The 22,731-nt window shown below is 64.8% G+C and carries 28 protein-coding genes; 16 read left to right on the top strand and 12 right to left on the bottom strand.

Going from position 1 to position 22,731, the window contains the following annotated elements:
- Positions 1 to 79: 79 nt before the first annotated feature.
- The 4 genes from LFT46_RS11290 (at position 80) to LFT46_RS11305 (ending at position 2,464) form a co-directional block, all read left to right on the top strand.
- Positions 80 to 751, top strand: a complete 672-nt coding sequence (locus LFT46_RS11290; protein ID WP_236798531.1) for a hypothetical protein — start codon at positions 80 to 82, stop codon at positions 749 to 751.
- 22 nt (positions 752 to 773) lie between these two features.
- Positions 774 to 1,088, top strand: a complete 315-nt coding sequence (locus tag LFT46_RS11295) for a hypothetical protein (RefSeq protein WP_236798532.1) — start codon at positions 774 to 776, stop codon at positions 1,086 to 1,088.
- A gap of 127 nt (positions 1,089 to 1,215) precedes the next feature.
- A complete protein-coding gene (locus LFT46_RS11300) occupies positions 1,216 to 1,920 on the top strand; it encodes a DUF998 domain-containing protein (protein WP_236798533.1) in 705 nt (234 codons plus the stop codon).
- Between the two features lie 154 nt (positions 1,921 to 2,074).
- Positions 2,075 to 2,464 (top strand): DUF7793 family protein, encoded by a 390-nt coding sequence (locus LFT46_RS11305; RefSeq protein ID WP_236798534.1) that lies wholly within the window; start codon positions 2,075 to 2,077, stop codon positions 2,462 to 2,464.
- 100 nt (positions 2,465 to 2,564) lie between these two features.
- Here the strand turns inward: LFT46_RS11305 and LFT46_RS11310 are convergent, their stop codons facing one another.
- Positions 2,565 to 2,924, bottom strand: coding sequence for a hypothetical protein (locus LFT46_RS11310; protein ID WP_236798535.1), 360 nt, complete (start codon positions 2,922 to 2,924; stop codon positions 2,565 to 2,567).
- Between the two features lie 159 nt (positions 2,925 to 3,083).
- Between LFT46_RS11310 and LFT46_RS11315 the strand changes: the two genes are divergently transcribed.
- Together LFT46_RS11315 and LFT46_RS11320 are read left to right on the top strand one after the other, a co-directional pair.
- Complete coding sequence (locus LFT46_RS11315) at positions 3,084 to 3,791, top strand: DUF4386 family protein (RefSeq protein ID WP_236798536.1); 708 nt, start codon at positions 3,084 to 3,086, stop codon at positions 3,789 to 3,791.
- A gap of 182 nt (positions 3,792 to 3,973) precedes the next feature.
- Positions 3,974 to 4,246, top strand: coding sequence for a YegP family protein (locus LFT46_RS11320; protein ID WP_236819615.1), 273 nt, complete (start codon positions 3,974 to 3,976; stop codon positions 4,244 to 4,246).
- 150 nt (positions 4,247 to 4,396) lie between these two features.
- Here the strand turns inward: LFT46_RS11320 and LFT46_RS11325 are convergent, their stop codons facing one another.
- Entirely contained in the window at positions 4,397 to 5,854 is a 1,458-nt protein-coding gene (locus tag LFT46_RS11325) for a DUF5129 domain-containing protein (protein WP_236819617.1), read from the bottom strand.
- Positions 5,855 to 5,955: 101 nt separating this feature from the next.
- On the opposite strand from LFT46_RS11325, the gene LFT46_RS11330 reads away from it, so the two are divergent.
- The 6 genes from LFT46_RS11330 (at position 5,956) to LFT46_RS11355 (ending at position 10,614) form a co-directional block, all read left to right on the top strand.
- Complete coding sequence (locus LFT46_RS11330; protein ID WP_236819619.1) at positions 5,956 to 6,807, top strand: universal stress protein; 852 nt, start codon at positions 5,956 to 5,958, stop codon at positions 6,805 to 6,807.
- 113 nt (positions 6,808 to 6,920) lie between these two features.
- On the top strand, positions 6,921 to 7,463 hold the full coding sequence (locus LFT46_RS11335) for a hypothetical protein (protein ID WP_236798540.1): 543 nt from the start codon (positions 6,921 to 6,923) through the stop codon (positions 7,461 to 7,463).
- Positions 7,460 to 7,654, top strand: a complete 195-nt coding sequence (locus tag LFT46_RS11340; RefSeq protein WP_236798541.1) for a hypothetical protein — start codon at positions 7,460 to 7,462, stop codon at positions 7,652 to 7,654. Before LFT46_RS11335 ends, LFT46_RS11340 begins: the two co-directional genes overlap by 4 nt.
- 52 nt (positions 7,655 to 7,706) lie before the next feature.
- Positions 7,707 to 8,576 carry an HNH endonuclease gene (locus tag LFT46_RS11345; RefSeq protein ID WP_236819622.1) on the top strand — a complete coding sequence of 290 codons (870 nt, stop codon included), beginning with the start codon at positions 7,707 to 7,709 and terminating at the stop codon, positions 8,574 to 8,576.
- Between the two features lie 30 nt (positions 8,577 to 8,606).
- Positions 8,607 to 9,638 carry an alpha/beta hydrolase gene (locus tag LFT46_RS11350; RefSeq protein ID WP_236819624.1) on the top strand — a complete coding sequence of 344 codons (1,032 nt, stop codon included), beginning with the start codon at positions 8,607 to 8,609 and terminating at the stop codon, positions 9,636 to 9,638.
- A gap of 28 nt (positions 9,639 to 9,666) precedes the next feature.
- Positions 9,667 to 10,614, top strand: a complete 948-nt coding sequence (locus tag LFT46_RS11355) for an alpha/beta fold hydrolase (RefSeq protein ID WP_236819626.1) — start codon at positions 9,667 to 9,669, stop codon at positions 10,612 to 10,614.
- 14 nt (positions 10,615 to 10,628) lie between these two features.
- On the opposite strand, the gene LFT46_RS11360 is transcribed toward LFT46_RS11355, so the two are convergent.
- Both LFT46_RS11360 and LFT46_RS11365 read right to left on the bottom strand, forming a co-directional pair.
- Positions 10,629 to 11,237: a hypothetical protein gene (locus tag LFT46_RS11360; RefSeq protein WP_236819628.1), complete on the bottom strand. Its 609-nt coding sequence runs from the start codon at positions 11,235 to 11,237 to the stop codon at positions 10,629 to 10,631.
- 57 nt (positions 11,238 to 11,294) lie between these two features.
- Positions 11,295 to 12,116, bottom strand: coding sequence for a nuclease-related domain-containing protein (locus LFT46_RS11365; protein WP_236819630.1), 822 nt, complete (start codon positions 12,114 to 12,116; stop codon positions 11,295 to 11,297).
- Between the two features lie 242 nt (positions 12,117 to 12,358).
- On the opposite strand from LFT46_RS11365, the gene LFT46_RS11370 reads away from it, so the two are divergent.
- The gene (locus LFT46_RS11370) at positions 12,359 to 12,859 is read left to right on the top strand and encodes a DUF2087 domain-containing protein (protein ID WP_236819632.1); all 501 of its coding nucleotides are present in this window, start codon (positions 12,359 to 12,361) and stop codon (positions 12,857 to 12,859) included.
- A 146-nt stretch (positions 12,860 to 13,005) separates the two neighbouring features.
- Here LFT46_RS11370 and LFT46_RS11375 read toward each other — a convergent pair whose 3' ends face one another.
- The gene (locus LFT46_RS11375) at positions 13,006 to 13,542 is read right to left on the bottom strand and encodes a GNAT family N-acetyltransferase (protein ID WP_236819634.1); all 537 of its coding nucleotides are present in this window, start codon (positions 13,540 to 13,542) and stop codon (positions 13,006 to 13,008) included.
- A 207-nt stretch (positions 13,543 to 13,749) separates the two neighbouring features.
- On the opposite strand from LFT46_RS11375, the gene LFT46_RS11380 reads away from it, so the two are divergent.
- Positions 13,750 to 14,304 (top strand): DUF3090 domain-containing protein, encoded by a 555-nt coding sequence (locus tag LFT46_RS11380; protein WP_236798550.1) that lies wholly within the window; start codon positions 13,750 to 13,752, stop codon positions 14,302 to 14,304.
- A 50-nt stretch (positions 14,305 to 14,354) separates the two neighbouring features.
- Here the strand turns inward: LFT46_RS11380 and LFT46_RS11385 are convergent, their stop codons facing one another.
- Entirely contained in the window at positions 14,355 to 14,897 is a 543-nt protein-coding gene (locus LFT46_RS11385; protein ID WP_236819636.1) for a hypothetical protein, read from the bottom strand.
- Positions 14,898 to 14,996: 99 nt separating this feature from the next.
- On the opposite strand from LFT46_RS11385, the gene LFT46_RS11390 reads away from it, so the two are divergent.
- Positions 14,997 to 16,031, top strand: coding sequence for an AAA family ATPase (locus LFT46_RS11390; protein ID WP_236819638.1), 1,035 nt, complete (start codon positions 14,997 to 14,999; stop codon positions 16,029 to 16,031).
- Between the two features lie 31 nt (positions 16,032 to 16,062).
- Here LFT46_RS11390 and LFT46_RS11395 read toward each other — a convergent pair whose 3' ends face one another.
- Positions 16,063 to 16,791 (bottom strand): PspA/IM30 family protein, encoded by a 729-nt coding sequence (locus LFT46_RS11395; protein WP_236819640.1) that lies wholly within the window; start codon positions 16,789 to 16,791, stop codon positions 16,063 to 16,065.
- Positions 16,792 to 17,097: 306 nt separating this feature from the next.
- Positions 17,098 to 18,138, bottom strand: coding sequence for an MsnO8 family LLM class oxidoreductase (locus LFT46_RS11400; RefSeq protein WP_236819642.1), 1,041 nt, complete (start codon positions 18,136 to 18,138; stop codon positions 17,098 to 17,100).
- 128 nt (positions 18,139 to 18,266) lie between these two features.
- Here LFT46_RS11400 and LFT46_RS11405 point away from each other — a divergent pair, with 128 nt between their 5' ends.
- Positions 18,267 to 19,790, top strand: a complete 1,524-nt coding sequence (locus LFT46_RS11405; protein WP_236819644.1) for an HNH endonuclease signature motif containing protein — start codon at positions 18,267 to 18,269, stop codon at positions 19,788 to 19,790.
- A 582-nt stretch (positions 19,791 to 20,372) separates the two neighbouring features.
- Here the strand turns inward: LFT46_RS11405 and LFT46_RS11410 are convergent.
- From LFT46_RS11410 to LFT46_RS21165, 4 genes are all read right to left on the bottom strand, one after another.
- The gene (locus tag LFT46_RS11410) at positions 20,373 to 20,963 is read right to left on the bottom strand and encodes a hypothetical protein (protein WP_236819646.1); all 591 of its coding nucleotides are present in this window, start codon (positions 20,961 to 20,963) and stop codon (positions 20,373 to 20,375) included.
- A 62-nt stretch (positions 20,964 to 21,025) separates the two neighbouring features.
- Positions 21,026 to 21,271, bottom strand: a complete 246-nt coding sequence (locus LFT46_RS11415; protein ID WP_236819649.1) for a hypothetical protein — start codon at positions 21,269 to 21,271, stop codon at positions 21,026 to 21,028.
- 41 nt (positions 21,272 to 21,312) lie between these two features.
- Positions 21,313 to 21,684, bottom strand: a complete 372-nt coding sequence (locus LFT46_RS11420) for a PH domain-containing protein (protein WP_236819651.1) — start codon at positions 21,682 to 21,684, stop codon at positions 21,313 to 21,315.
- A gap of 37 nt (positions 21,685 to 21,721) precedes the next feature.
- Positions 21,722 to 22,249, bottom strand: coding sequence for a TM2 domain-containing protein (locus LFT46_RS21165; protein ID WP_272910794.1), 528 nt, complete (start codon positions 22,247 to 22,249; stop codon positions 21,722 to 21,724).
- Positions 22,250 to 22,731 lie beyond the last annotated feature (482 nt).

Consider the following 22,731-nt stretch of genomic DNA (forward strand, 5'->3'; position numbering starts at 1 on the left):
AGAACCCGGGAACGCGGAGCTGAGGTCCCGCTTCGCCACTCCTGACCCCGCCAGCACGCAAACCCACTTGGAGCCTTCGATGGCAATTCCGATCCAATCGACAATTCCCCACCGGGCCGCTCTGCCGGTGATCTGGCTTTCGCGAACGGCCGTTGTGCTTTTCATCGTGGCCCTGACCGTGGCGTCGATACCCTTTGGGGAGCCCCCAACGGGACAGGTTGTCTGGGCAAGCGTCGTCGTCGGCGGTTTCTTCCTCAGCGCTGTTGCAGGGATCGCACGGCAGGTGCGGAAACACGGCGTGGTCCGCACGCGGCTGGGCTACTGGGCCCTGGCTTTTCTCATCCTCTCGGGCGGGATCATGGCTGCTGCCTCGATAGTTTTCACGCCCGGAACGCAGTTGCCCGTGACCCCGGACGTGTTGATCTCCGGCGCGTCCTATGCCCTCACTGTGGCGGCCGTGCTGTTCATCCTCGCGGCGTTCCGGGCTGACCGAGATAGCATCCGATTCCTGCCGACGACACCGGCAGGGTGGTGGGCCGCGGCCTTCCTGGTGGTCGGTCTGGTTCTCTCATATAGCCCGTGGGCCATCCTGACACCGGTGGCAGGGGCTGGTCCGGCCCTCGCGCTGGCCGGAATCATCAGTTACCGGGACCGCTCGGTGCTGGCAGCTACCGCACTGGTCGCCGGCCCGGCGCAGCTGGCCGTCTTTGACCTCGCCTTCTTCATCAGCATGTTCACACCGCACCCGTAAACCGCACCCGTAAGCAGAAGACATGTCACCCGCAATCACACCAAAGTCGGCAGCCGGGCGCTGGAGCCTGCTCTTCGCTGCCATCACCGTGCTGGCGACCCTCCTTGCATGGATCGTTCTGCTGCCCATGATGGGCTTCCCGTCTGCCACTTGGGTGTGGCACGCCCTTGGGCAGGCCTTCGCGGGACCCGCAGCCGCAGCAGCGGCACTCGGGCTCGTCAGCATCATTCACTACAAGGAACGCTCGGTCCTGATTTGGCTCACCACCTCGGCCGCCCTTGCCGCGGCGGTGGCGGCGGGCGTGATCATGTATTCCGCTGTCGCTGGGTACCAGTAGCAGGACACATGGCAGGGCCTCCACCAATGAGATCAAACGCACCGAAAAAGAGGCGTGCCGGCGGCAGTGGCTCAGGTAGGAAATTCACAAGGTTCATTAACACCGAGGCCGAGGCCCGGAGGTAGGCATGTCCAGTTCAGTCCAGCACTCCCTGCTCGCGACCGCTACCCGGCGGAGGTCGTTGCTGTTGTGCGGACCTGCTGCCTCTGCGCTCTACGGAGTCATGATCTGGCTGATCCGGTATCCCGGGTACGACCCCATCTCACAGACGGTCAGCGAGCTCTCGGCATGGGATGTCCCCACCAGGACCCTGTGGGTATGGCTGGGGTTGCTGTGGAGCGCCCTGATGGCTGCGTTCGCAGCCGGCGTCTGGCAGTCCGGAAGCCGACGCCAGTCGCTTCGCGTGTCCGCCATCCTCCTGGCCGCCTACGTGCTGGCCGGACTGGCCTACCCGTTCGCCTCGATGCACACCCGCGAAGTACTGGCCGCCGGCGGCGCCACTGCGGCCGACACAGCGCATTTGATCATCGTGTCGGTGACCAGTGCGCTGATGATGGCGGCAATGATCTCCGCAGCCGTTGCATTGAACCTGTGGTTCCGTCTGTACACCACAGCCACAATCCTGCTTCTCATCGGTTTCGGCGTACTCACCGCCGGGGATGCCCCGGCTCTCCAAGCCAACCTGCCGACGCCGTGGGCGGGGCTCTGGGAGCGCGTCAACATCATGACGACCCTTGCGTGGGTCGTGGTGCTCGCGCTGCTGCTCATCCGCCCTGCGACACAGCGTAAAACAGGGTTGGGCGACAGTCGCGCTCGACGCGGGAAGCACTGATTCCTGTTACCCCCATGAGCGCTGCACCTAGGCTATATGAGCAGATGAAAGGTCTCCGGCCCGACGACGTTCGGGAGTGTCCTGGTGCAGATGCCGTTCGGTTCGGCTACCGTCAAGGCTGGATTCGGGTCAGGACAAGGGAGGGAGGAGCGCGGTGGACATCAAAGGCAAGGGCACGGTGGAGCTGTCCGATGGGGTCCTGCACTTGCGCTGGAATCCGGGAGTCTACATCGGCATCGACGTCGCCAAGGCCGCCCTGGAAGCCATCTCCACCCTGACGCGGGGCGCCAGGCTGCCAATGCTGGTCGAAATTCAGGGCGTCACCCACTCCGCGGCCGCCCGGAAACTCTTCCCCGATGCATCCAGCATCTCGCGCATGGCACTTCTGGGAACCTCACCCGTTGACCGCGTCATCGCCATGTTCCGCCTGTCCCTGATCTCTGCCGGGTTCCCGATACGGTACTTCACGTCCGCTGACAAGGCGCGGGACTGGCTGCTGAAACCCTCGGACGAGGCTGGAACGTTGCTCGGCGGCACCCGGTAACCCCCAACTTATCCATGCCGGGATCTGGTCTTCGCGCCTTGGACGCCTGGTCCGGCGCACCTGCGCCGCCGGGACACACAATTCCTCCATGGGAGAAGAGTCAAGATAACAAGCCCTTGCGGCGGACATAGGTTAACTCCCACGGCTGCGCCCCCTGGCTGGTCTCCGACCAACCGTCGCGGGCAATTTCCCCGCGCAACTGGCTGAGGCTCGCCTCCAGGCCTGGAGCCCAGGCTTCTGCGGGAGGGGTGGCGTTCAGGGGCGGCCCGGGGAACGTGTCACTGACATAAAGCCTGCGGCCGTCCTCCGTCCTGCCAACGAACCGAAGCTGGGTGCGTCCGTACTGCGAGCCAAGGGTGGAGAGGATTCGTACCCACCATTTCACCGATGCGGCGTCCTCCAGTTCTATCCGCAGATGCTCCTCCATGCCGTTGCCTGTGTGCGGCTCATTTACGGACATGTCTCACTCCCGGCGAACGTAATCGGTATTCAAAAAGGCAGTTTGCCAAGGACTGGCATGGCGGAACAGGGCCGTTGGTCACCGGTGGCAGCAATGGTGCCCCGTCTACCGGGCCCATCGGCACTACCGGACGCGCCCTACGGATGGCAGGCTCCAGGGATGAAACGGCACGGCGCTCCCCGGGCCCAGCGGGAATGGGGGCTCCTCTATCTCACGGCGGGGGCATCATCGATCCTGTTCGTCCTGTTGTTGGTAGCCGCGCTGGTGCTTGACTTCCTGGCGCCTCCGCCGGTGCACGGCGGAGCCGCCACCCTGGAGTTCATTGCGGCGAATAAGGCGAACTACGTGGCCGAGCAGGTCCTGTGGATCCTGCCGAACATCCTCCCGGTGCTTGTTTTCACAGGACTCTTCGTGGCGCTTATGCCCTTCCGGAAGAGTTTGCCCTTGATCGCGCTGATCTTTGGCGCCCTGCCCTGGGCGCTCCTGCTTGCCGTCCCGGTCACCAGCAGGGGCTCCCTCAACCTCGTCTACCTCAGCGACCGCTACATGGCCACCGGGAGGGACGAGGAACGCCGCGCTTACGCTACCGCTGCTGAAGCAATCATCGCCGAGAACAACACACCTGCCATCGTGGGCGTCCTCTCCGCCTTCGGGATCCTCCTGATGGGACTGGCGATGGTGACGGCGAGGGCGCCCTTCCCGCAGTTCCTGGCGTGGTTCGGCATCGGCACCGGTGCTTTGGGAGTGGTCAGTGAGGTCCTTCGGCAGGCTGTCCCGGACTTCTACTGGGGCTACGGCATCCTGCTCTGGGTGTGGTTCATTGCCACAGGGATTGTGTTGATCCGCCTTTCGCGCCTGGCTGCCTAGCATCCCCCACCTTTGCAATCCGGGACCTTGGTCCCTAAAAGCCGGACCGGGCTTCTGGGATGGTTGTTCAGGTCGAACGGTGCACAACGCCGTGGTTGTGCACCAGCATTTCGCTGCGCCGGATACCGGCGCAGGACGTAGCCTCACCAACGGAGGCAGGACGATGGAGGAGAACCAGGCTTATGGCAGGTACGTTCGAACTGTTTGTCGATGATGATTCGCAGATTCGGTTCCGGCTAGTGATGCCCGATGGACATGTATTGGCGGTTTCCGGACAGTTCACCGACAAGCAGGCGGCGGCCGCCGCCATCGAAGAGGTACGTGAATGCGCAGGCACCGGCCTGATCCGGGATGTGGCGCCGCCTCCGCCGGGCGTTCTCCATGCTTCGGTACCGCATCCGCGATATGCGGTACGCCGCGGGACCCGCCTGCTCAACTCTGTCGGGGCAGCATAAGATAAGCGCCGTCCAAGGCCTCAGGGCGGACGGCCCTTTGACCAGGAAGACCGGTGGGGCCCATCGCTGACGATGGGCCCCACTCCTGTGCGTCTGCTGCCGGCCACGCGGCGCCAAAGCCGAGCGGGCGTCCACTACCCCCAGGGGAATCTAGAAGCCGGACGAACTACCGGAGCCGGAAAAGCTTCCGCCGCTGCTGCCGTAACCGGTGGTGCTGCCGCCGCCCCTGGCCGAATTGACGCTGCTGACCCCTGTGTTGAATCCGGAGTTGAAGGTGGCGACGGAGAAAAACTGGTACGACGGGTAGACCGTCCCCAGGATGCTTGGTTCATAAGTCCGCTGTTTATGGTGGTCCCGGCCTTCGTGGGCGGTTTCCATTTGCTCCCGCATCAGGCGTGCCTCCCGCTCATTCCTGGCAAAGCCCTCGATCACCGTTTCCGCGTGGTTCTCCAGCAACTCGGAGAGCCGGGTACGTGCTTTGTACAGCCGGTCCAGGGCCTCCTCCGGCGAGATCCGTCCGTCTGCCAGTTCTGCGGTCCACCGCTCGATCTCCCGCAGGCTTTCGTCGCGGAAGGACCGCAACGCGGCGGCCGTTGCGGAGTCCCCCTGTCCGTGCCGCTTGGCCAGGAGCTGCTCGAGTCCGGCCAAGTCCCTGCGGAACGGGGCAAGCTGCCGGTCCCAGGCGGTGGGCCACGTGTCGGCGCGGTTCAGCAGGGCGTTGCTGTCCGCGATGACGTCATCCAGCGCATCCAGTTCGGCGGCGCTGTCCGCGAACTGGCGGGCAAGCTTGAGGTTCTTCCGGCTACTCAAGGACCGCCTGCCCATTGCGTGCACCTGGTTGGACAGCTCTGTGACGGCGGCGTACCGGCTCAGGAAGGTGCGGTGTTTCTCCAGGACCTGGCTCCCATAGCGGGACGATTCCGGGATGGTCCCGGCATTCAGTTCCGTCACGTCCAGGTCCATACTGACGTTGGAGTAGCTGCGGTCCCCGCGTTCGATGTGTTTCCGGCAGGTGCTTCTGGTCACCTCCCGGACGATCAGCCATGCGGCGGCACCGAGCACCGCAATGCCGCCGGTGACCCACGCCGTGATCGTGAACGCGGCGGACCTGTACCACGGCTGGTTGATCAGCTCGGCGCCACGTCGAATGCCTGCCACCGTTCCTTCGGTCCATTGGGCGTCCCGGAACAGTTCCTTCGACGCGTCCTGGATGTCGCTGCGCTGTTCCAGCGACACCTTCCGGTCCTCGCCCATGTAGGTCCCCACGTGGCGGCCCACAGGGTCCAGCGCGAAAATGAACAGCCCGTCGGCCCATTTTTGGCCGTCGGCACTGATCCATTCGGGATGCCTGGACCGGGCAAACTTCAGCACTTCTTCGTTGAGGTTGTCCTCCGCTTTTCCGTTGTAGGTGAAGACGGCAACGCGGGTGGGCTCGTAGAACTGGATGCGTTCGACGGCGGGCAGCAGCGTGTTCTGGTCAAGCACCCCTGCGGTGTCCTCCACAATGACAGCCACGGGTGCCACTGCGCTGCCTGGGACAGCGAACCCCAGGAGCAGGGCAGCCAGGGCAAGCATCATCGCGGCAATCCGGCTGACCACGCTGCCCATATCCCTCCCCAATATTTAGAATCAGGATGGGCCAACGTGCAGGGCCGCCAAAGGGCCGAAGGTCCCGCTGGTGAGGCTCGGTCTGATGGGAGCGGAGTCACATGACGCAGGAACCCGGAGCCGTGGTGGTCGGCTATGACGGATCGGATGAGGCCGCGGCCGCTGTCCGTTGGGCAGCCAGGCACGCCCGGGCGGTGAACCGCCGGCTCCACGTGGTGCATTGTTCACTATGGCCGCTGCTCACCAGGCACCTGGGTCCGGTTCCGGGCGTGTCAGGCAGTGGCCTGGAACAGTCAGCCCAGGCCGTCCTGGAAGAGGGCGTGGCACAGGCGGCAGCAGAGGTTCCAGGCCTTCAGGTCAGGAGCACGTTGCTTCACGGAGTGCCTGCACAGCTTCTGGCCCGTGTTTCCAGGGGAGAAGAACTTCTGGTTGTCGGCAGCCGCGGCCTGGGCGGTTTCCTGGGCCTGCTCGTGGGTTCCGTGAGCCTGGAGCTGGCAGCCACCGCTGCCTGCCCCGTCGCCGTGATCCGGCAGGACCTCCACCCGGACGGGCCGGTCGTCGCCGCCGTCGACGCTTCAGGTTCCCCCACAGCGCTGGAGGATGCCTGTGCCCTGGCGACGGCATGGCGGGCCCCACTCGAGGTAGTCCATGTCCAGCACCAGCCCCCGGGCCGCCGGCGATCGGACACTCAGGACTCCGACAGTGACGCCCGGACAATCCTGTCGTCCGCGTTGGCCCATGCACGTGCCGCGGCACCCGCTATCCGCATTGACGGAAAGATCCTTACGGACAGCTCGGTCCCGCATGCCATCCTCCAGGCCTCCGCAGAAGCCCGGATAGTGGTGGTGGGCTCCCAGGGCCAGGGCATCCTCAGGGAAACCATGGGCTCCACCGCCCATGCAGTCCTGCACCACGCCCAGGGCCCGGTCCTCATCTCCCGTCGGGGCAGTTGAAACAGCGGCAGTTGGAGCAGCGCAGTTGAAGCAGCCGCCCATCTGCTGATGACGGGGAATGCAGGTGGAGTGTCGTCCCGCTGCCGCCCGAACCTGGCGCCTAAGCTGGTCCGGTGACCCCAGTTCCCTCCCCCGATCCGCTGGATGTCGTCGTCCACTCCGGTCCGGCTGACTGGTGGGTCATCCTTGCGGGGTTGGGGCCCCTGGCCGTCCTCATCGCCGCCCTGCTGGCCTTCTACATCAACTGGCGCACCCTGAAACAGCGCACTGCCGCGGACAAGACAGCCCTGGATCAAAAGCGCGAAGCCGATGCCAACGCCCTTCAGCAGAAGACCGAGGCGGACAGCAGGGCGGAATGGTGGCGCCGCACCCAGTGGGCATTGGACCGGGCGCTGGACCCGGATGAAGGGACCAAGGCGCTGGGGCTGGCAACCCTGGAGGTCCTGGCCAGGAGCGAGTTGGCCCGGACCGAGGAACTCGAGTTGTTCGATATCGCCTGGAAGAGCGTGTCCGGGGACGAGAACGGCGAGGAGAACGGGGACGATGGCCAGGTGGACGCCGGGCCGGGGCAGGAGCTGGCCTTCGTGGACGACGGCGGCAACTTAGGCGAGAATGGAACGACGGATGACGACAGTACCAAGGAGGTTGGACCGTGAGCGCAACATCGCCTGAACATCGTTTCGTCCACACTCCCCGGAACACCGCAGCCAAGCCGGCCAAGAAAACCGGTTCGGCCGCCGAGCACCGTGTCCAGGTTGCGGCGGCGCGGCTCCGCGTCACGCTCGATCAACGCCTGGGCCGCGAAACGCCCGCCAAGACCAAGGCATTGGCCAAGGAACCGATCTAATTCCCGCCCCGGTGTTTGAGGTACGACGGCGCGTGGTGGAGTTCGGTGCGCAGTGGCTGCGGTAATTCTCGGGTGCGACACAAATAGGCTTCTGCGCTGGGACTACCGTGCCGTCGTCGCGCACGTCGCGGAATCCGGCAGGGCGGTGGAGCGGTGGTGCCTGGAGCAGCACCCGGACGCCGGCCCTGGCCTCAGCCCGGGCACCGAAGCCTGGCTCCTGCTGTGCGGCAGCAATGAAGCCGGCAGCGGCCTGATCGGTCACGGAGTGGTCGCGTCGGAGCCGTACCAGCTGGCTGGAACGGGCGAATGGTTCGTCGCCGTCGCCTTCGATGCGCTGCTCGCACTGGGTGAGCAGATACGGCCCGGCATCCTTGGCGACGGGCTCCCCCGTGACCACTGGCCCAAGGCGGGCGGACCTTCCCTGGTGGCCTTGCCGCCGTCGTACGAGCCTCCCCTGCGCCGGCTGTGGCGTGCTTGCGGGCCCACGACGGCGGGACGCGCTGAGGTGGTCGGGGGCAGCCTGCCGCCCGACGCCGTCAGCACCGTTCAGGTAAGCCGCTACGAACGGGACCTCGACGCGCGGCGGGTCTGCCTTGCGTTTCACGGCACATCGTGCGCCGCCTGCGGGTTCTCTTTCGAGTCCGCCTACGACGGCAACGCACCGGAGGCGCTCGCCGTGCACCATGTGGTGCCGCCGGACATGCTGGACAGCGGATACCAGCTGGACCCCATAGCCGACCTCATTCCGCTGTGCCCCAACTGCCATGCGGTGGCCCACAGCGTGAACCCGCCGCGCACGGTGTCCGAACTCCGGAACATGGGCTCCGCCTCCAGCCCGGTGATGAGGGGTGAGGTGGTGACAACCCTGGCCCTGAGGGCCCAGGAGGACGCGCGGCGGATCATGGAAGGCGGGCAGGGGTAGGCCCGGGCCACCGGCTCGTAAAATGGAGGAATGACGGTGGCTGCCCATTCCGGTGGCGCGTTCCCGCTGGCCCGCCGGGCCCGGACTGCGTTGCGCCGCGTACCTGTGTGGACGTGGCGGCTGCTGATGCGTTCGGTCAGCTCGCGGGAGCGGATACGGTTCAACACGGATCCCGTCACCGAGGTGGCCTATGTCCACGACCTCGACTATGTGGGCGATGGCCTGCGCGCCCACCGCCTGGATGTAGTGACACCCTTCTCGGTGGCACAGGCGTCGGCTCAAGATGCGGTGGCAGATGGCAGGGGCCTGCCGGTCTACGTCTATTTCCACGGCGGAGGATGGACGTCCGGCGACAAGTCAGCGTTGACCAAGTACTGCGCCAACCAGGCCTTGGGCGGGATGGTGGTGGTCAACGTCAACTACCGGCACGCGCCGCGGTTCCACATGGGGCACGTGCTCGAGGACGCGAACGCCGCCCTTGCATGGGTTGTGGCCAACATCAAGGAGTACGGCGGGGACCCTGCGCGCCTGATCCTGGGCGGGGACTCCGCGGGCGGGCAGATTTCGGCCCTGCTCACCGCCATCAGCCTGCGCCCTGAGCTCGCCGCACACTACTCGCTGCTGCCGGCCGTTCCGGCGGGGCATGTGAAAGGGCTTGTCCAGCACTGCAGCGCCGTCGATTTTTCGGTGTTTTTTGAAAGCGGCTTTGTCCTCAGCCTGAACTTCGTTCGCATGCTGCTGCCGGCCACGGCTCCCCTGACACCAGCACGACTGAAGTCTGCAGCCGGGTACCTGTCCCCTATCGAGTGGCTGGACGGGAGCCACCCGCCGGTCTTCGTCACCACCTCCGAGCGCGACTTCTTTTACCGGTCCAACCTCAATTTCATCGAGCGACTGCAGGACCATGGCGTTCCAGTGGATGCCCTCATCTACCCCTGGGCCAGCGCCAACACCGAACATACCTGGCAACAGGATTACCGCTACCCGGAATCCCAGGAAGTGTACCGGCGGCTCCATGCCTTCGTGGGCAAGGTGGCGGGTCTACCCTCTGCCGCTGACTAGGCCCCGCCGGCTGGGTTATCTTGGGACCATGTCGGAGCCGGGCCAACGAGAGTACGGGGTTGACCCCGAGGAATTTGGCTCTGCCCGCGTGGATGCGGCTGCCCTGCTGGATGCGGAGCTGGGGGACGTCGACTGGTCGGTGCCGCCGCCTGGCTCGGTGCACTTTACGCTGGACGTCCCCAGCGGCAAGCTCGCGGCCATGGCCTTGGGCAATCCGGAGGATCCGTGCGTCGTCCTGGTCCCCGGTGCCACCGGATCCAAAGAGGACTTTTCCCTCATGCTGCCGGACCTGGCCGGCGCGGGGTACTACGCCCTGACGTACGATCTTGCCGGCCAGTACCAGTCGGCGGGCGCAGGGCCGGAGAACCTGGTGCCGCCCCGGAAGCACTACGACTACCGGTTGTTCGTGGACGACTTCCTGGCGGTTATGGAATCTACGGCAACCCCTGTGCATGTTGTGGCCTATTCCTTCGCGGGCATCATCGCCCAGCTCGCCTATGTTGAGCGGCCGGACCTCTTCCGGTCCATCACCTTCCTTGGGTGCCCGCCGGAACCGGGCCCGAGTTTCCGGGGTGTGAGCCGCATTGGCCGGTTCAGCACGTGGGTCAACGGCAGGGCAGGCGCCGCGCTGCTCATTTGGGGAATCCGCAGCGGCAGGGTGGCCCACGTACCTCCAGGAAGGCAGCGGTTCGTAAACTACCGCTTCCGTTTCACACGCCGCTCCTCCATCCGCGATATCTACACGCTGATGCAGAACGTCCCGGACCTACGGCACGAGCTGGCTGAGGCCCCGCTTCCCAAGTTCGTGGCCGTCGGCGAGCATGACCTGTGGCCGCTCCAGCTGCACCGGCTGTTCGCGCAGGCAATCCGTGCCCGGATCGGCGTCTACCGGGGTGGACACAGCCCTTGCGAAACGTCCCCGCATGAGTTCAGCCGTGACCTCCTTGCGCTTTATGCGAAAGCTGAGGAGGCGTAGTGAGGGTGCATACCTCACCTCGATGCGGCTTCGGCGCGCTGGCGGAGGGTGAGCAGCATCTTCCGCATCATCCAGATGTCGCCGAATTCCACGAGTGCCGAGAACAAAATTGCGGGTGAAAACCAGCGGTAGCGGGCGCGGATACGGCTGACAAGCCGGGTTGAACCTTCGCTCATGGGCTCAAGCTGCCATGTCCAGCTGTTATCCCCCGGCGTGCCCCAGACCATGGAAAGTGGCGGGTCAATCCTCTGGACCGGGATGCCGTGTTTGCCGTCGGGGCTCATGGGAACAATGTCACCTACGCTAAGGTCCTGCAGCTCAGGGATGATGCGCCGTGCACTCGGGCGCCCCAGGTTGTCCAGGATGTCGTAGCTGTACCAACCGCCGCGGCCAAGCCCCGCTTGGACCAGCCATGGCCATATCCGTTCCGGCGCTGCGCCGATGGTGATGGCCCTCGTAGCGTTGAACGTCGGTTTGGGCACCAGTTCGTCGCCGGGCATCGCCCGCGAGACCTCTTCCGGCGTGGCGCCCCAAGTGAGTTGCCAGGGACGAAACCAGCGGATGTAGGCGCCCGCCACGGCCGCGGTCCCCAGCACAGGGAGCAAGCTTGTCGGCAGTCGCATCCCCCCAGTTTGGAGAGCTTCCCGGACCCGGAACAGTGCTAAATGTCCCGGTGCCTCTTAGTGCCCGGCCAACCGGTGCAGGATAGCCGCGCAAAGGGAGGCCCCGTTCATCAACGCCAGGAGGGTCACCGCCGGTACGCCAAGCGCCCATGCCGCGCGCCGCCGTCGTGCCTGGACAACAAGGTGCCTGAGCGCGTCGAAGTTTTGTTGAAGCAGCTGCGGGTCATTTTGTGCTGCCGGACGCTTGTGCCAAGTGCCAGGCTGGACGGCGACGCCGGAGATACGGGCCAGTTCCGCCCAGGCGAGCACTGGGCTGGACCTGCGCAGCCAGCGCGCCAATTGGGCGTCGGTGACCACCACCGCCTGCTCGGGGCGCGCCTTTATAGTCAGCGTCTTGGGCTCGACTATGACGACGACGGCAGTCACCTTAACAGGAAGGCCCGCCGCGGCAGTCAGCAGCTTTGAGGCGCGGGCAGCTTCGTGGGCCGCATTGTAGAGGTGCCGGGTCTTCCTGCCGGCAACCATGAGGGTCCTGCCTGCCACCCAGACCGACTGGCCGGAATGGTTCTTCGTGTTGATGGTGAAGACGCCGGCGGGGCCGATCAGCACGTGGTCTATGTCGGAAGAACCTGCCCCGACCGGGACGGCGTGGAGAACCAGCCATTCGGGTCCCAGATTTTCCAGAATCTCTCCGACCACCAGCTCACCGAGGGCACCTCGGTACCAGGGTGAGCTTTCCGCACTGAGGGGGCTCATTCCGAGGATCCGCTGAAGCGTAGAGCGCGGCGGCACCTTGCCCTGCAATGCCAGCAACTCCTCGATGACGGCCTGGCCGGGTACACGGGCCCCCAAGTGTGGCGGTGCTGAATGACTGCTCACGGTTTTCTCCCCCACTTTGTGATGCGTGCATGATGAGCGTAGGGGCTGCAGTGCGTGTCCGGACCGGTTATTGGGTTTCCTGGCAGCATCTTTCCCGAATACTTGGGCAACGCTGCGGTTTGTCTTAGCGTGCAGCCAGCTTCCGGGAACTGCGGCCCGCGGGCTACGATCGCCAACACGCCTCGAGGCAATGGTGTGGCTCGACGGCACAGGAGGAGAATGGCGTGGCCCGAGGATCGAAAATGAACGGACCCCACTGGCGTCGCGTGCTGGCGGCGCTGGGCAACAGTGATGCCAGGACCGCCTATGCCCAGATAGTACTGGGGGCGGCCCCCAACGATATCCTGCCTGACGTGAAGGAGCAGCGGCGCCACCGGGCCATCGCCGCGCTGCTGGAGTCCGGGCTCGTCCAGCGGCGGGCATCCGGTGAGCTGGTGGCGGAGGAGACCATCTTCCGGGACCTGCTGGCCCAGCAACCCCGCCGGCAGCCACAGACCGGGCTGGACAGGTTCATGCGACTGGGCCGAATAGAGAGATATCCGGCGAACCTTGCAGAACGTAGGGCGCTGTTGGCGAGGATCGCCACCGAGGCCATCGCACCCGGCGAAAAGCTCGCTGAAAGGCAGGTCAATGAGCGGCTGCTCAGTTATACCGATGACGTGGTGCTGCTGCGCCGCTACATGGTCGACTTCGGCGTCCTGCAACGCACCCCTTCGGGTTCTGCCTACTCCTTAGCGGACTAACCGGCCCCTGCCCTGAGATGGTGTGCAGTAGTTTGGACGGGCCGTCAGCATCCCCGTCGGACTGGTGCTGGCCCAACTGCGTGCTTCATGACTGCTGCGATCCCGCACCCAGCCGCCAACTGAGCCTTCCCTCCTACTCCTGTCGTCTAGAGAATCCGCTGGAACATGCGGTGGTCCTGCCATAACCCGGCTATCCGCAAATAGGCTCGCGCGGTGCCGTAGGACTCGAATCCATTCTTCTCCAGCACCCGCTGTGATGCCGGATTGTGCACCAGGGTCGCGGCCTCAAGACGGTGCAGCGCGAGGTCATGTTTGGCGATGTTGACAGCGGCTGCCACCGCCGCCGTCATGATCCCGGAACCCTGCAAAGCTTGGTCCACCCAGTAACCCAGATGTGCATTTTGGAAGGCACCCCGCACGATCGAACTCAGGGTCAGCAGGCCGACGACCTCATCTTTACGCACCAACACCATTGGAAGGCCGGTGCCCGCAGAAAGTTCCTGTCGCTGCCTGGTGATCACCTCTTGTTGTCCCTGGACTGTGTAGAACTTGTCGGGACGAATCGGTTCCCACGGCGCAAGATGGGCGCGGTTCTTCTGAAACGCCTCAGCCAGCGCCCTGGCGTCCAGCTTCTGGACTGGCCGGAGGACAACGCCTTCAAGGAGTTCCGAAGAGAAGTGCATCTATTCACACTACCCAGCAGGACGGATCCGTCGGGCCCGCGCGCTACAGAGTTACCTCTGTCGGTACCCGCGTGCCCACAGGACCTCGGCGACGCCGCCCAAAGCAAGTGGGACGGTCACGGCGGCGGCCAAGTGGCGTAGCAAGCTGAAGGGGTTCGTCCATGCGGCCCACCGGCCGACGAAGCTCATGTCGCCTAGACTACTGCCATGCCTACACTTGTTCACGAGTTTTCCTGGCCTGACCGGGTCGTTATCGGCACCGTCGGTGTTCCGGGGGCGCGTACGTTCTACCTGCAAGTACGGACAGGCAGGCAAATTGTAACCATCGGTCTGGAAAAGCAGCAGGCAGCTCTGCTCGCAGAGAAGATAGACGAAATTCTCGACCAGCTCAACACCCTTGAGGGCAATCCCTTCAGCGTCCCCACGGGTACTCCTATCGAGTTGGTCGATAACGACCCGCTTGAGGTCGTTGAAGAGCAATTCCGAACCGGCGCCATGAGCCTGGGTTGGGACCCGACGACGGCGCAGGTGGTCATAGAGGCTTACCCCATCAGCGATGTCGATGGTGATGGTGATGACGAATCTTTTGACCAGGACGACGCTGAGGTACCCGAAATGGTGTTGGTGAGAATGCCGGTGGGCACCGCTCGCGCATTCACCAAGCGCACGCGTGAGGTGGTGGGCGCCGGCCGTCCACTATGCCCGCTCTGCGGGTACCCCATGGACACCGAGGGTCACGTCTGCTCCCCTCCCGAAAACTGATAGGGCGCATCGGCCGACCGCCGGCGCAGCGCCTTGAACGCAGTCATCGCCTAAGAGGGCGTCAATACGACGCGCTGAAGATTCTGGAGAGTGGCCGGTCCGGCTGCGATGTCAATAACGCCAGCGTCTGAGTTCAGGCTAATGACGTGAAAGTCCAACGGCACTTCCTGCTTGGCATCCTGGCGGTTGGCCTTCCGTGGTGGGAACTCCGTGGCCCTAAGCCCCGTAAGCGCCTTGCTGCGGCCACTGGCTATCAGTTCGCCGTGGACGGTCGGCTGGAAATCGATCCGTCCCGGGCCTGGGCTGGCGACGCCCATCTGCCATGTGCTGCTGAGCGAGCCCGGCGATGAGTCGGGGAAGCGCAGGAAGATGACAAATTTGCCGGGCTCATCCGGCTTGGCCGCGTCCGTCGGGAACCGCGTCGTCATAAAGAACACGCCGCCGCCGATCATCAGCGCATAGAAGGCGGCATTGGCGACCGCGTCTTCGAGAGTGCCCCCAAGGATGAGACCAGCCGCCAGGATGGCGGCGCAGGCCACAACGCCCACCAAAACTGCACGGAGCGCGGGATGCATTTCGCCCCACTTCCTCATGGCGCCATCCTAGGGCCGGACCCTTTCCCCCGCTACGGCCCGTCGTTTGGGAGCAGGACGAAAACGTTCGTGGCCGGAATCGGGTACTACAGTGGAGGCATGGCTGCCAGTCGGAAACCGCTCGACGAGCTGCGCGAAACCATCGGCCACCTGGCCGATCAGCTCAAGCTGCCCGGTTCGGAGCGCGTCGACGACCTCGTTGGCGATCTCGTTGGTCCCAGGCCCGGGCCGGCCCGGCCGCTGTCCGAGGTGCAGGCCGAGCTCGACGCGCTGGTCGGGCTGGAGACGGTCAAAGAACAGGTGCGGGCACTCGTCGCACTGCTCCAGGTCCAGGCCCGCCGCAAGGCCCACGGCCTACCGGAGGTGGCCACATCACAGCACCTGGTGTTCCTGGGAAACCCAGGCACGGGCAAGACCACTGTGGCGCGGCTTCTGGCGGAGATGTACCGCGCGGTAGGGCTGCTGCAGAAAGGCCACCTGGTGGAGGTGGACCGTTCCGGCCTGGTGGGGCAGTACGTCGGACAGACCGCCATCAAGACGGACCGGGTCATCCGCCGTGCCCTGGACGGCGTCCTGTTCATCGACGAGGCCTACGCCTTGGCTCCGGAGGACGGCCGGATGGACTTCGGCCCCGAGGCGATCGAGGTCCTGCTGAAGCGGATGGAGGACCACCGGCATCGCCTGGTGGTGATCGTGGCCGGATACCCGCGGCTGATGGAATCCTTCCTGCTCTCGAACCCCGGGCTGCGCTCCCGGTTCGCCCGCGAGATCACATTCCACGACTACTCCGTCGACGCACTCCAGACGATCTTCCGCCAGATGCTGGCCCAGCACGAGTACAGGCTGGAGCCGGGTGCGGACCAGATGCTGCGCCGCATCCTCGCCGGGCTCCACGCGGGTGAGGACTCCGGCAATGCACGGTTCGCCCGCACGCTGTTCGAGCAGGCGCTGAACCGCCAGGCGCTGCGGCTGTCGCTTGACGAGGAACAAAGTCTCGACGCACTCGATCGTGAGGCAGTTATGACGCTCACCGCGGACGACATCGTTGAGGCCGCACTGGCCCTGGGTGAAGAACCGGAACCCGAACCGATACCGGAGCCGGAGCAGCCACGCTGGTGGCGCTGGCTGGTCTGACGGAATTTGCCGCGCCGCCCTGGACCACGTCCTAGTAGTCGATGGCTTTCCGGTCCATGGACTTCAGCGCCGCAAGCCGTGCCTCCACTTCGGTCTGCTCGCCGAGGTCTTCCAGGGAGGCGAACTGGGCGTCCAGTGATGAGGCGGCGAGTTCCTGCTGGCCGCGGACGGTGGCTTCCTGGCGCCGGACCTTGTCCTCGTAACGGCCGATCGCCGAAGTTGGGTCCCCGCCGTCCAGGGCCTTGAGCGCCTCGTGCACTTGGGACTGGGTGGCCGCGACCCGGGCGCGGTTCGCCAGCTCGTTGCGCTTAGCGGTCAGCTCCCCGAGCTTGCCCCTCATCATGTCCAGGCCGTTCTTCAGCTGGTCGACCACCCGGTTCTGCGCGGCCAGAGCAGGTGCCTGGGCCTTCGCGGTGGATTCGGCAGTCAGCTGCCGGCCGATGGCGACCTTGGCGAGGGCATCGAACTTGTCCGCGTCAACACTGTTCCCCGCGGCGCGGAACTCATCGGCCTTCCGGGAGGCTGCGATGGCCTTCTTGCCCCACGTGTTGGCGTCGTCCACTGCCCGCTTGTAGTCGTCTTCGGCCATGCGAAGGTTGCCGATCGTCTGGGCCACTGCGGACTCGGCTTCGCGGATGTTTTCCGAGTAGTCGCGGACCATCTGGTCCAGCATCTTCTGCGGGTCTTCGGCGGAATCGAGGAGGGCGTTCAGGTTGGCCTTGGCGAGCTGGGCGACACGGGAGAAAATACTCTGCTTCACTGCGGTCTTTCTATCGTTGGTGGAATTGGCATCCTATCCGACGGCCAGCAATCTGGGACCCAGCGGTAGTGACGTGGCCACTCTTGAGCAAACCTTGTGCCCATCGTGGGCTGCCGTTTAGGAACGGGTCCTATCTTTGAGGGCAAGATCCTGTCGCTGGGGCAGGTTCTACACATGGGGACAGGGCCGGCGGCCGCAGCATCCCGAGACCGGATGCAGCCCCCCAAACCGCCGCCGGCCCTTAAACCCGGGTCACCCAGACTGCCCCCGCACGCGGCGATGGTTCCGCTCAGCGTGGCGTGCGCGTCAACGGGATGCTACGAATCCACGGCGGTCGTCCATGCTGGGGAGCTCTTCTTGGGGAAAGAGCCCGGCCAGGATCCGATCCGATTCCGCCTGTGCCGCGACGTCGAAGGCTCCGCCCGTGACGAGTAACTCGTCAGCTCCGGAGGTCGCGAGCAGGTGCTGGACTTGGGTCCGTACCTCGGAGGCCGTGCCGTAGAGCGATGTGGACAGGCTTCTTTCGACCGCTTCCTTTTCGCGGACAGTCAGCCCGGCCCACTCGGTGGGACCCACGGGCGCCAGGGCAGCGAATTCACCGGTGGTCCTGGAACGGGCCAGCGCGATGGCTTCGGGCAAAAGCAGTTCCCTTGCCGCTTGGTGAGTCGCGGCCGCCGCTACGTTCGCGGAAACCATGATGTAGGGCCGCTGGAACCAGCGTGATGGACGGAACTGTGAGCGATACCTGTCCAGCGCCGGGAGTCTGCCGTTCTGGTCTGTCCGGAACACGGCTGGCCCGCCCAGCACTACAGCCAGGCCGGCACGGGCTGCAATTTCGATTCCCGAACCCGTGGCCAGCACGAATACCGGTGTAGCCGAGTCGTTCCGCGGCCGGGCTGTGATGGATGCGGTTCCGGACAGGTAGGCAAGCAGTTCGGCCAGCTGGTCTTCAAACCGCTCAGCCTCCTGTTTCCCGGCGCGAAGCGCATCCCGGACTGCCGGGGTGAAACCGACAGACCGGCCGACGCCCAAGTCGATCCGCGCGGGATGAAGAGCCTCCAGCGTGGCCGCCTGCTCGGCCACCACGAATGGCTGGTGGTTGGGAAGCATGACGCCTCCTGAACCGACCCGGATGGAGTGCGTCCGGGCAGCAACGGCGGCCATCAGCACGGCGGGTACGGAACCGGCAATGCCCGGCACCGCATGGTGCTCTGCGACCCAGAAGCGGTGGTAACCCCATTCCTCGGCCCGCTGGGCCCGTTCCAGCACCCGGTTCAGGGCGTCGGCAGCAGGAAACCCCTCCCGGGCGTTGGCACGGTCGAGCATGGAAATCCGGGGAAGGGTCATACTGCTGGAACCACTCCGGGCGAGGAAGAATTCCTCTCCCGGCTACGGATTCCGGGTCCGCCGGATGTAGTTGCACGTCCTTAAGACCTGCCCACGTGAATGTCAGACCCTCCCTCAATAATGAGTACATGGCAAGCGAAGCAGTGGAGAAGGCGTTTGGGGCGATGGACGACGCCATTGCCATCATCCGCGCTGCAGTGGCTGGGCCACATTTTGGGCCGGCGTCGGGCACTGACCCCCTGGCTTCTGTCGCTGACGGGTGCCTGGACATCCTTGCCTTGAGCGCACGGGTTGAGGCTCGCATCGCGGCCTTGAAGGCCGAGGCAACGGCTACGTATGCGGAATCGGCGCGATCCGCGGCCCCCTTGGACGTGCCGGTCCAGGCCCAGGAGATGGCCATAGCCGCTGAGGTGGGCTGCGTACTGGCCATCGGCGATCGGGCCGCAGCCACGCTTCTTGAGCAATCCCACGCTTTGACTACGTTCCTACCCCTTACCCTGGCGGCACTTCAGGAGGGAACAGTTTCGTGGCAACACGCCAAGGTGATCGTCGATGAGACCGCCACCCTTGACCGCGACGCAGCGGGTGCACTTGAAGCCCAATTCCTCGATGCCGGCGCGCTCAACCCTGTCCGCGGCTGCCCGGCCGGCGAGATGCCGGCCTTTAGGTTCCGGCGGAAGGCCCGGACGTGGCGGGAACGGCACCACCCTGACAGCATCGAAAAACGCCATGCGAAGGGTGCGCAGGACAGATGCCTGGAATACACCCCCGAACAGGACGGGATGGCCCGCGTGTCCGCCTACCTGCCAGCGGACCAGGCAGCCGCGATCTGGAACCGCATCACCGCGATCGCGCGGGGCCTCCAAGGACCCCACGAGGACCGAACGCTCACCCAGTTGCGGGTAGATATTCTCGCAACGGCAGCCCTCCGCAGCGAAGTCGGCTGCACCCGCTGCAGCAGCGGCAGTACCGGCAGCAGCGCAGCAGCCGACGGTCCAGCCGATATCCCCACGCCCCGCGCCGAGGTTCTGGTCAGCGTACCTGTGTTCTCCCTGCTCGGACTGACGGAGGAGCCAGCAATGCTGGACGGGTTCGGCCCCATACCCGCCTCCATGGCACGCAACCTGGTGGCCAATGGAGCGGATTCGTTCCATCGCGTGCTCGTGGACCCTCGCGATGGGGCACCTTTGGAAATCGGTCGCACCAGCTACCGGCTCACAAAGGCTATGCGGAACTGGCTGCGGATGCGCGACGGCAAATGCCCATTTCCCGGATGCAGCAACCACTCCTTGGACAACGAAGCCGACCACCTCCTGGCCTGGCACCACGGCGGAACCACCGGGATCGCCAACCTGGGACAACCTTGTCCCCGGCACCACAGACTCAAACACGCCAGCGGTTGGACACCGACGCCGGCAACGAAAAATGAGCCGCCCGGCTGGGTTTCACCTTCAGGGCGGAAGTACAAAAGCGAACACCAGGACTGGGAACCGCCACAATGGCCGTCTTCGCTCGCGCCAATAGCCGGGCAGTGGCAACCACAACGGCCCTGCACACCTATGCCCACCGCTCTGGGTGGGACCGTGGACTACCTTCGGATACCGCCTTCGGCGGGAGAAGAGTTTCTCCGCGCCTACCTCGATGCCAAGTAAGCTGCCAGGAAAGCCGAAAGGACTCCGCACGACGTGTGCGGAGTCCTCTTGGTGGCATGACGGGAAGGTGCGTGGGCGGGCGTTGTGAGACCCAAGGTTACTTGGCGAAAAGCGCCAGATGCGGACCACCGCGATTCTCCTGTTTTGGCGGACTACTGCCCAGGTCGACCTACTGACCTATTTGGCGAAATCGATAGGCACCGTGAACTGTCACGCCACTAATAGTGCAGGGTACCGATCTTTGTAACCATCTCATGGGTGATGCAACCATGACGTGTACTTTAAAGGCGGCCTGGACCTGCACCCTATTTTGGACGTCCGGCGACGTCGCCCGCTCGGCGCTCCCTGCATCCTCTTGGCGCCGAGAACGAATCGAACTCCGGCTCTGCCATAGGCTGGGCTGGTTCTTCGGCCGTAGATCCTCGACAGGGAGGACATTACCGTGGTCTGGCGGACAATGAGGGGTCTGTTTTCCACTGCATAGGAATCCTGCTCAGGGATGGAACGTGGCGGACTTTCCTGACCCACTAACAGAAAGGTCCCGGTCCGTTGAGTCGGGTCGGGGCCTTTTCGTGCGTCGGGTCAGGCGCCCCGCCTCTCCTTGGCCACGCTCATGCTGATGAGCACTGTGGCCGGGGCTGCCAGTGACAAGAGCATCAGGGGTGCGATCACTCCGACAGTTGCGAACGAAAGGAGTGCAGCCAAGACGGCGACTCCGGAGCAGACAAGCGCGAAGATCTGAACGCCTTTGCTCCTTCGCAGTGCCAGCACCAGGATGCCGGCGGTGAGGGCCGTCAGGCCCAGGAGGAGCAGGCCGAAGCCGAAGCCTGCAACCGCGGTGACGAGCATCCAGGCGCCCATCACGATGGTCATGACGCCGGCGGCGGTGCGGATGCTGGACTTGGGCGGCAGCGGGGCTGTCCAGCCAGGCTGGGCCTGGTACGGGTACGGTGCATTCTGCGGGTACGTCTGGGCGTAGGCCGGCTGCCCATAACCCTGTGCTGGGTACGGCTGTGGCTGCACGTAAGACTGCGGTGGGCGCGGCTGCTGGCCGTACGGAGCCGGCGGTGCTTGATGGTACTGCGGCGGTTGGTTAGGTGGCTGGCCGGGCGCGGCGAACGGCTGGTTGCTGGGCTGCGGTTCCGGTGGCACCGGCGGGTCGTTCTCGGTCATCTGATCCCCCAGGACGTGGTGATGTTGGGGACAGATTACATGTGCGCGGAGCTCATCGAGACTCAGATGGCCAAAGCTGATGCCATCTTGAGTTTCCCCAGAACCTCGAGCATCTCTCCGTGAACCCAGCCGTTGCTGGCCGCCAGATTGATTGTGTCCGTGCCTGCCCGGAAGTGGAGGTCCTGCCCCTTCCAGTCTGTGGTGATGCCGCCGGCTTCGGCGAGGACGAGCAGACCCGCGGCAACGTTCGGGGGTTCACCCCGGCTTCGAAGTCTCCTCCGGGTGCAGACAGGCGAAGATTCGGGCACGGCAAAGGGCGGCCGGATGGTCCCGACCGCCCTTTGTAGCGCTACTTGGTGTTGAGCACGTTCCAGAGGATCAGGTCGTGCGCGTGACGGGCCTTGTCGTCGCCCCGGAAGTCCGCTTCCTTCACGCTTCCCCCCGTGTCGATGCCGATGCTTGAGGTCGATGCGAACCGGCCCATCATCGACTTGTTGGAGAGCATGGAGACGGACCGGATGTTCTTGTAGGGCACGGAGACGATGGCAAGCTTGTTGCCGACGAAGCTCTTGTCCTGCAGGATGACCCGCATGTTGGTGATGCCGACGAAGCCGGTGCCGACTCCGATGCAGTCGTATACCGCGTACACGATCTCGCCCTGCAGCAGGCCGGCGTTGATCTGCGCCAGTTGCTCGGGCCTGTCATGGATGATTTCAGTCAAGATGTCGTCCCCTTTGAATCGTTGGTGGCTGGCAGAGTCAGTCGCGGAGCGGGACACCGTGTGCGTCTGTACGGAAGTACGCCGAACCGGCGATGATCATGATGCCTTCGATAAGGCCCCACAAACCGACAACAAATCCAAGGCCGAACGTCACGAAGCCCAGCACGATCGTCAGGATGAGCTGGATGACGGCGATCTTGGTGTAGCCCAGGTAGAAGCGGTGGATGCCAAGTCCGCCCAGGAAAATCCCCAGCAGACCCGCGACGATCTTCGACTTCGGCTGCGGGTAGCTGAAGGCCGGGTTCGGCATCGGCGGCTGCCCCGGGTACTGCTGTGCCTGCGGCTGGGGCGCCGGCGGGTAGGCCTGGTGCTGCGGCTGGCCAGCATACGGCTGCTGCGGGGCCTGGTACTGCGGCTGACCCGCATACGGCTGTTGGGGGCCTGCCGGGTAGCCCTGCTGCGGCTGGGGAGCCGTCGGGGACTGTCCGCCCTGGTACGGCGCGGGGACTGGGGGCTCGGAGATCTCCCCAGGAGCAGAGCTGGGGTCGGAGTGAGGGTGGGTCATAATGTACCTTTCATTGAGGTGGTGATGCGCCACGGTGCCCGGGCGGCAGCACCGTCAACGACGGCTTCCCCCAAGGATCCACGTGCCGTCATTATTCTGACGGATTAAAGCTGATGTGGCGCCTATTCGCGCTATGTTTCCTAGCCGAACGCCCCGCGGGCATCCGGTTCTTTTCGGGATTGGGCGACGTGCACAATGGCTAAGGTCCACCACAGAACAAATGGCGTGCCACTCGATCCCAGCCTGACTCTCAGTTGACCATGAAGAGGCTCCGGCGCGCTGATCGTGCCGGGGACTCTTTATGGTCACGGCATCGGCGCTGACCGAGACCAGTTTCTTCGCTATCAGCTCCAGCATGCCGTCGCTCCAGTACGTCCAGTTGCCAACGGCGCAAACCGGATAACGCCTGGCGTTGTCTTCGGTTGTCTTCCCCGTTGCAATATAGACAACAGGGACTGCCGCTTTTGATGGAGGAGGACATC

Source organism: Arthrobacter sp. FW306-07-I (assembly GCF_021800405.1).
In the GTDB taxonomy this organism is placed as follows: domain Bacteria; phylum Actinomycetota; class Actinomycetes; order Actinomycetales; family Micrococcaceae; genus Arthrobacter.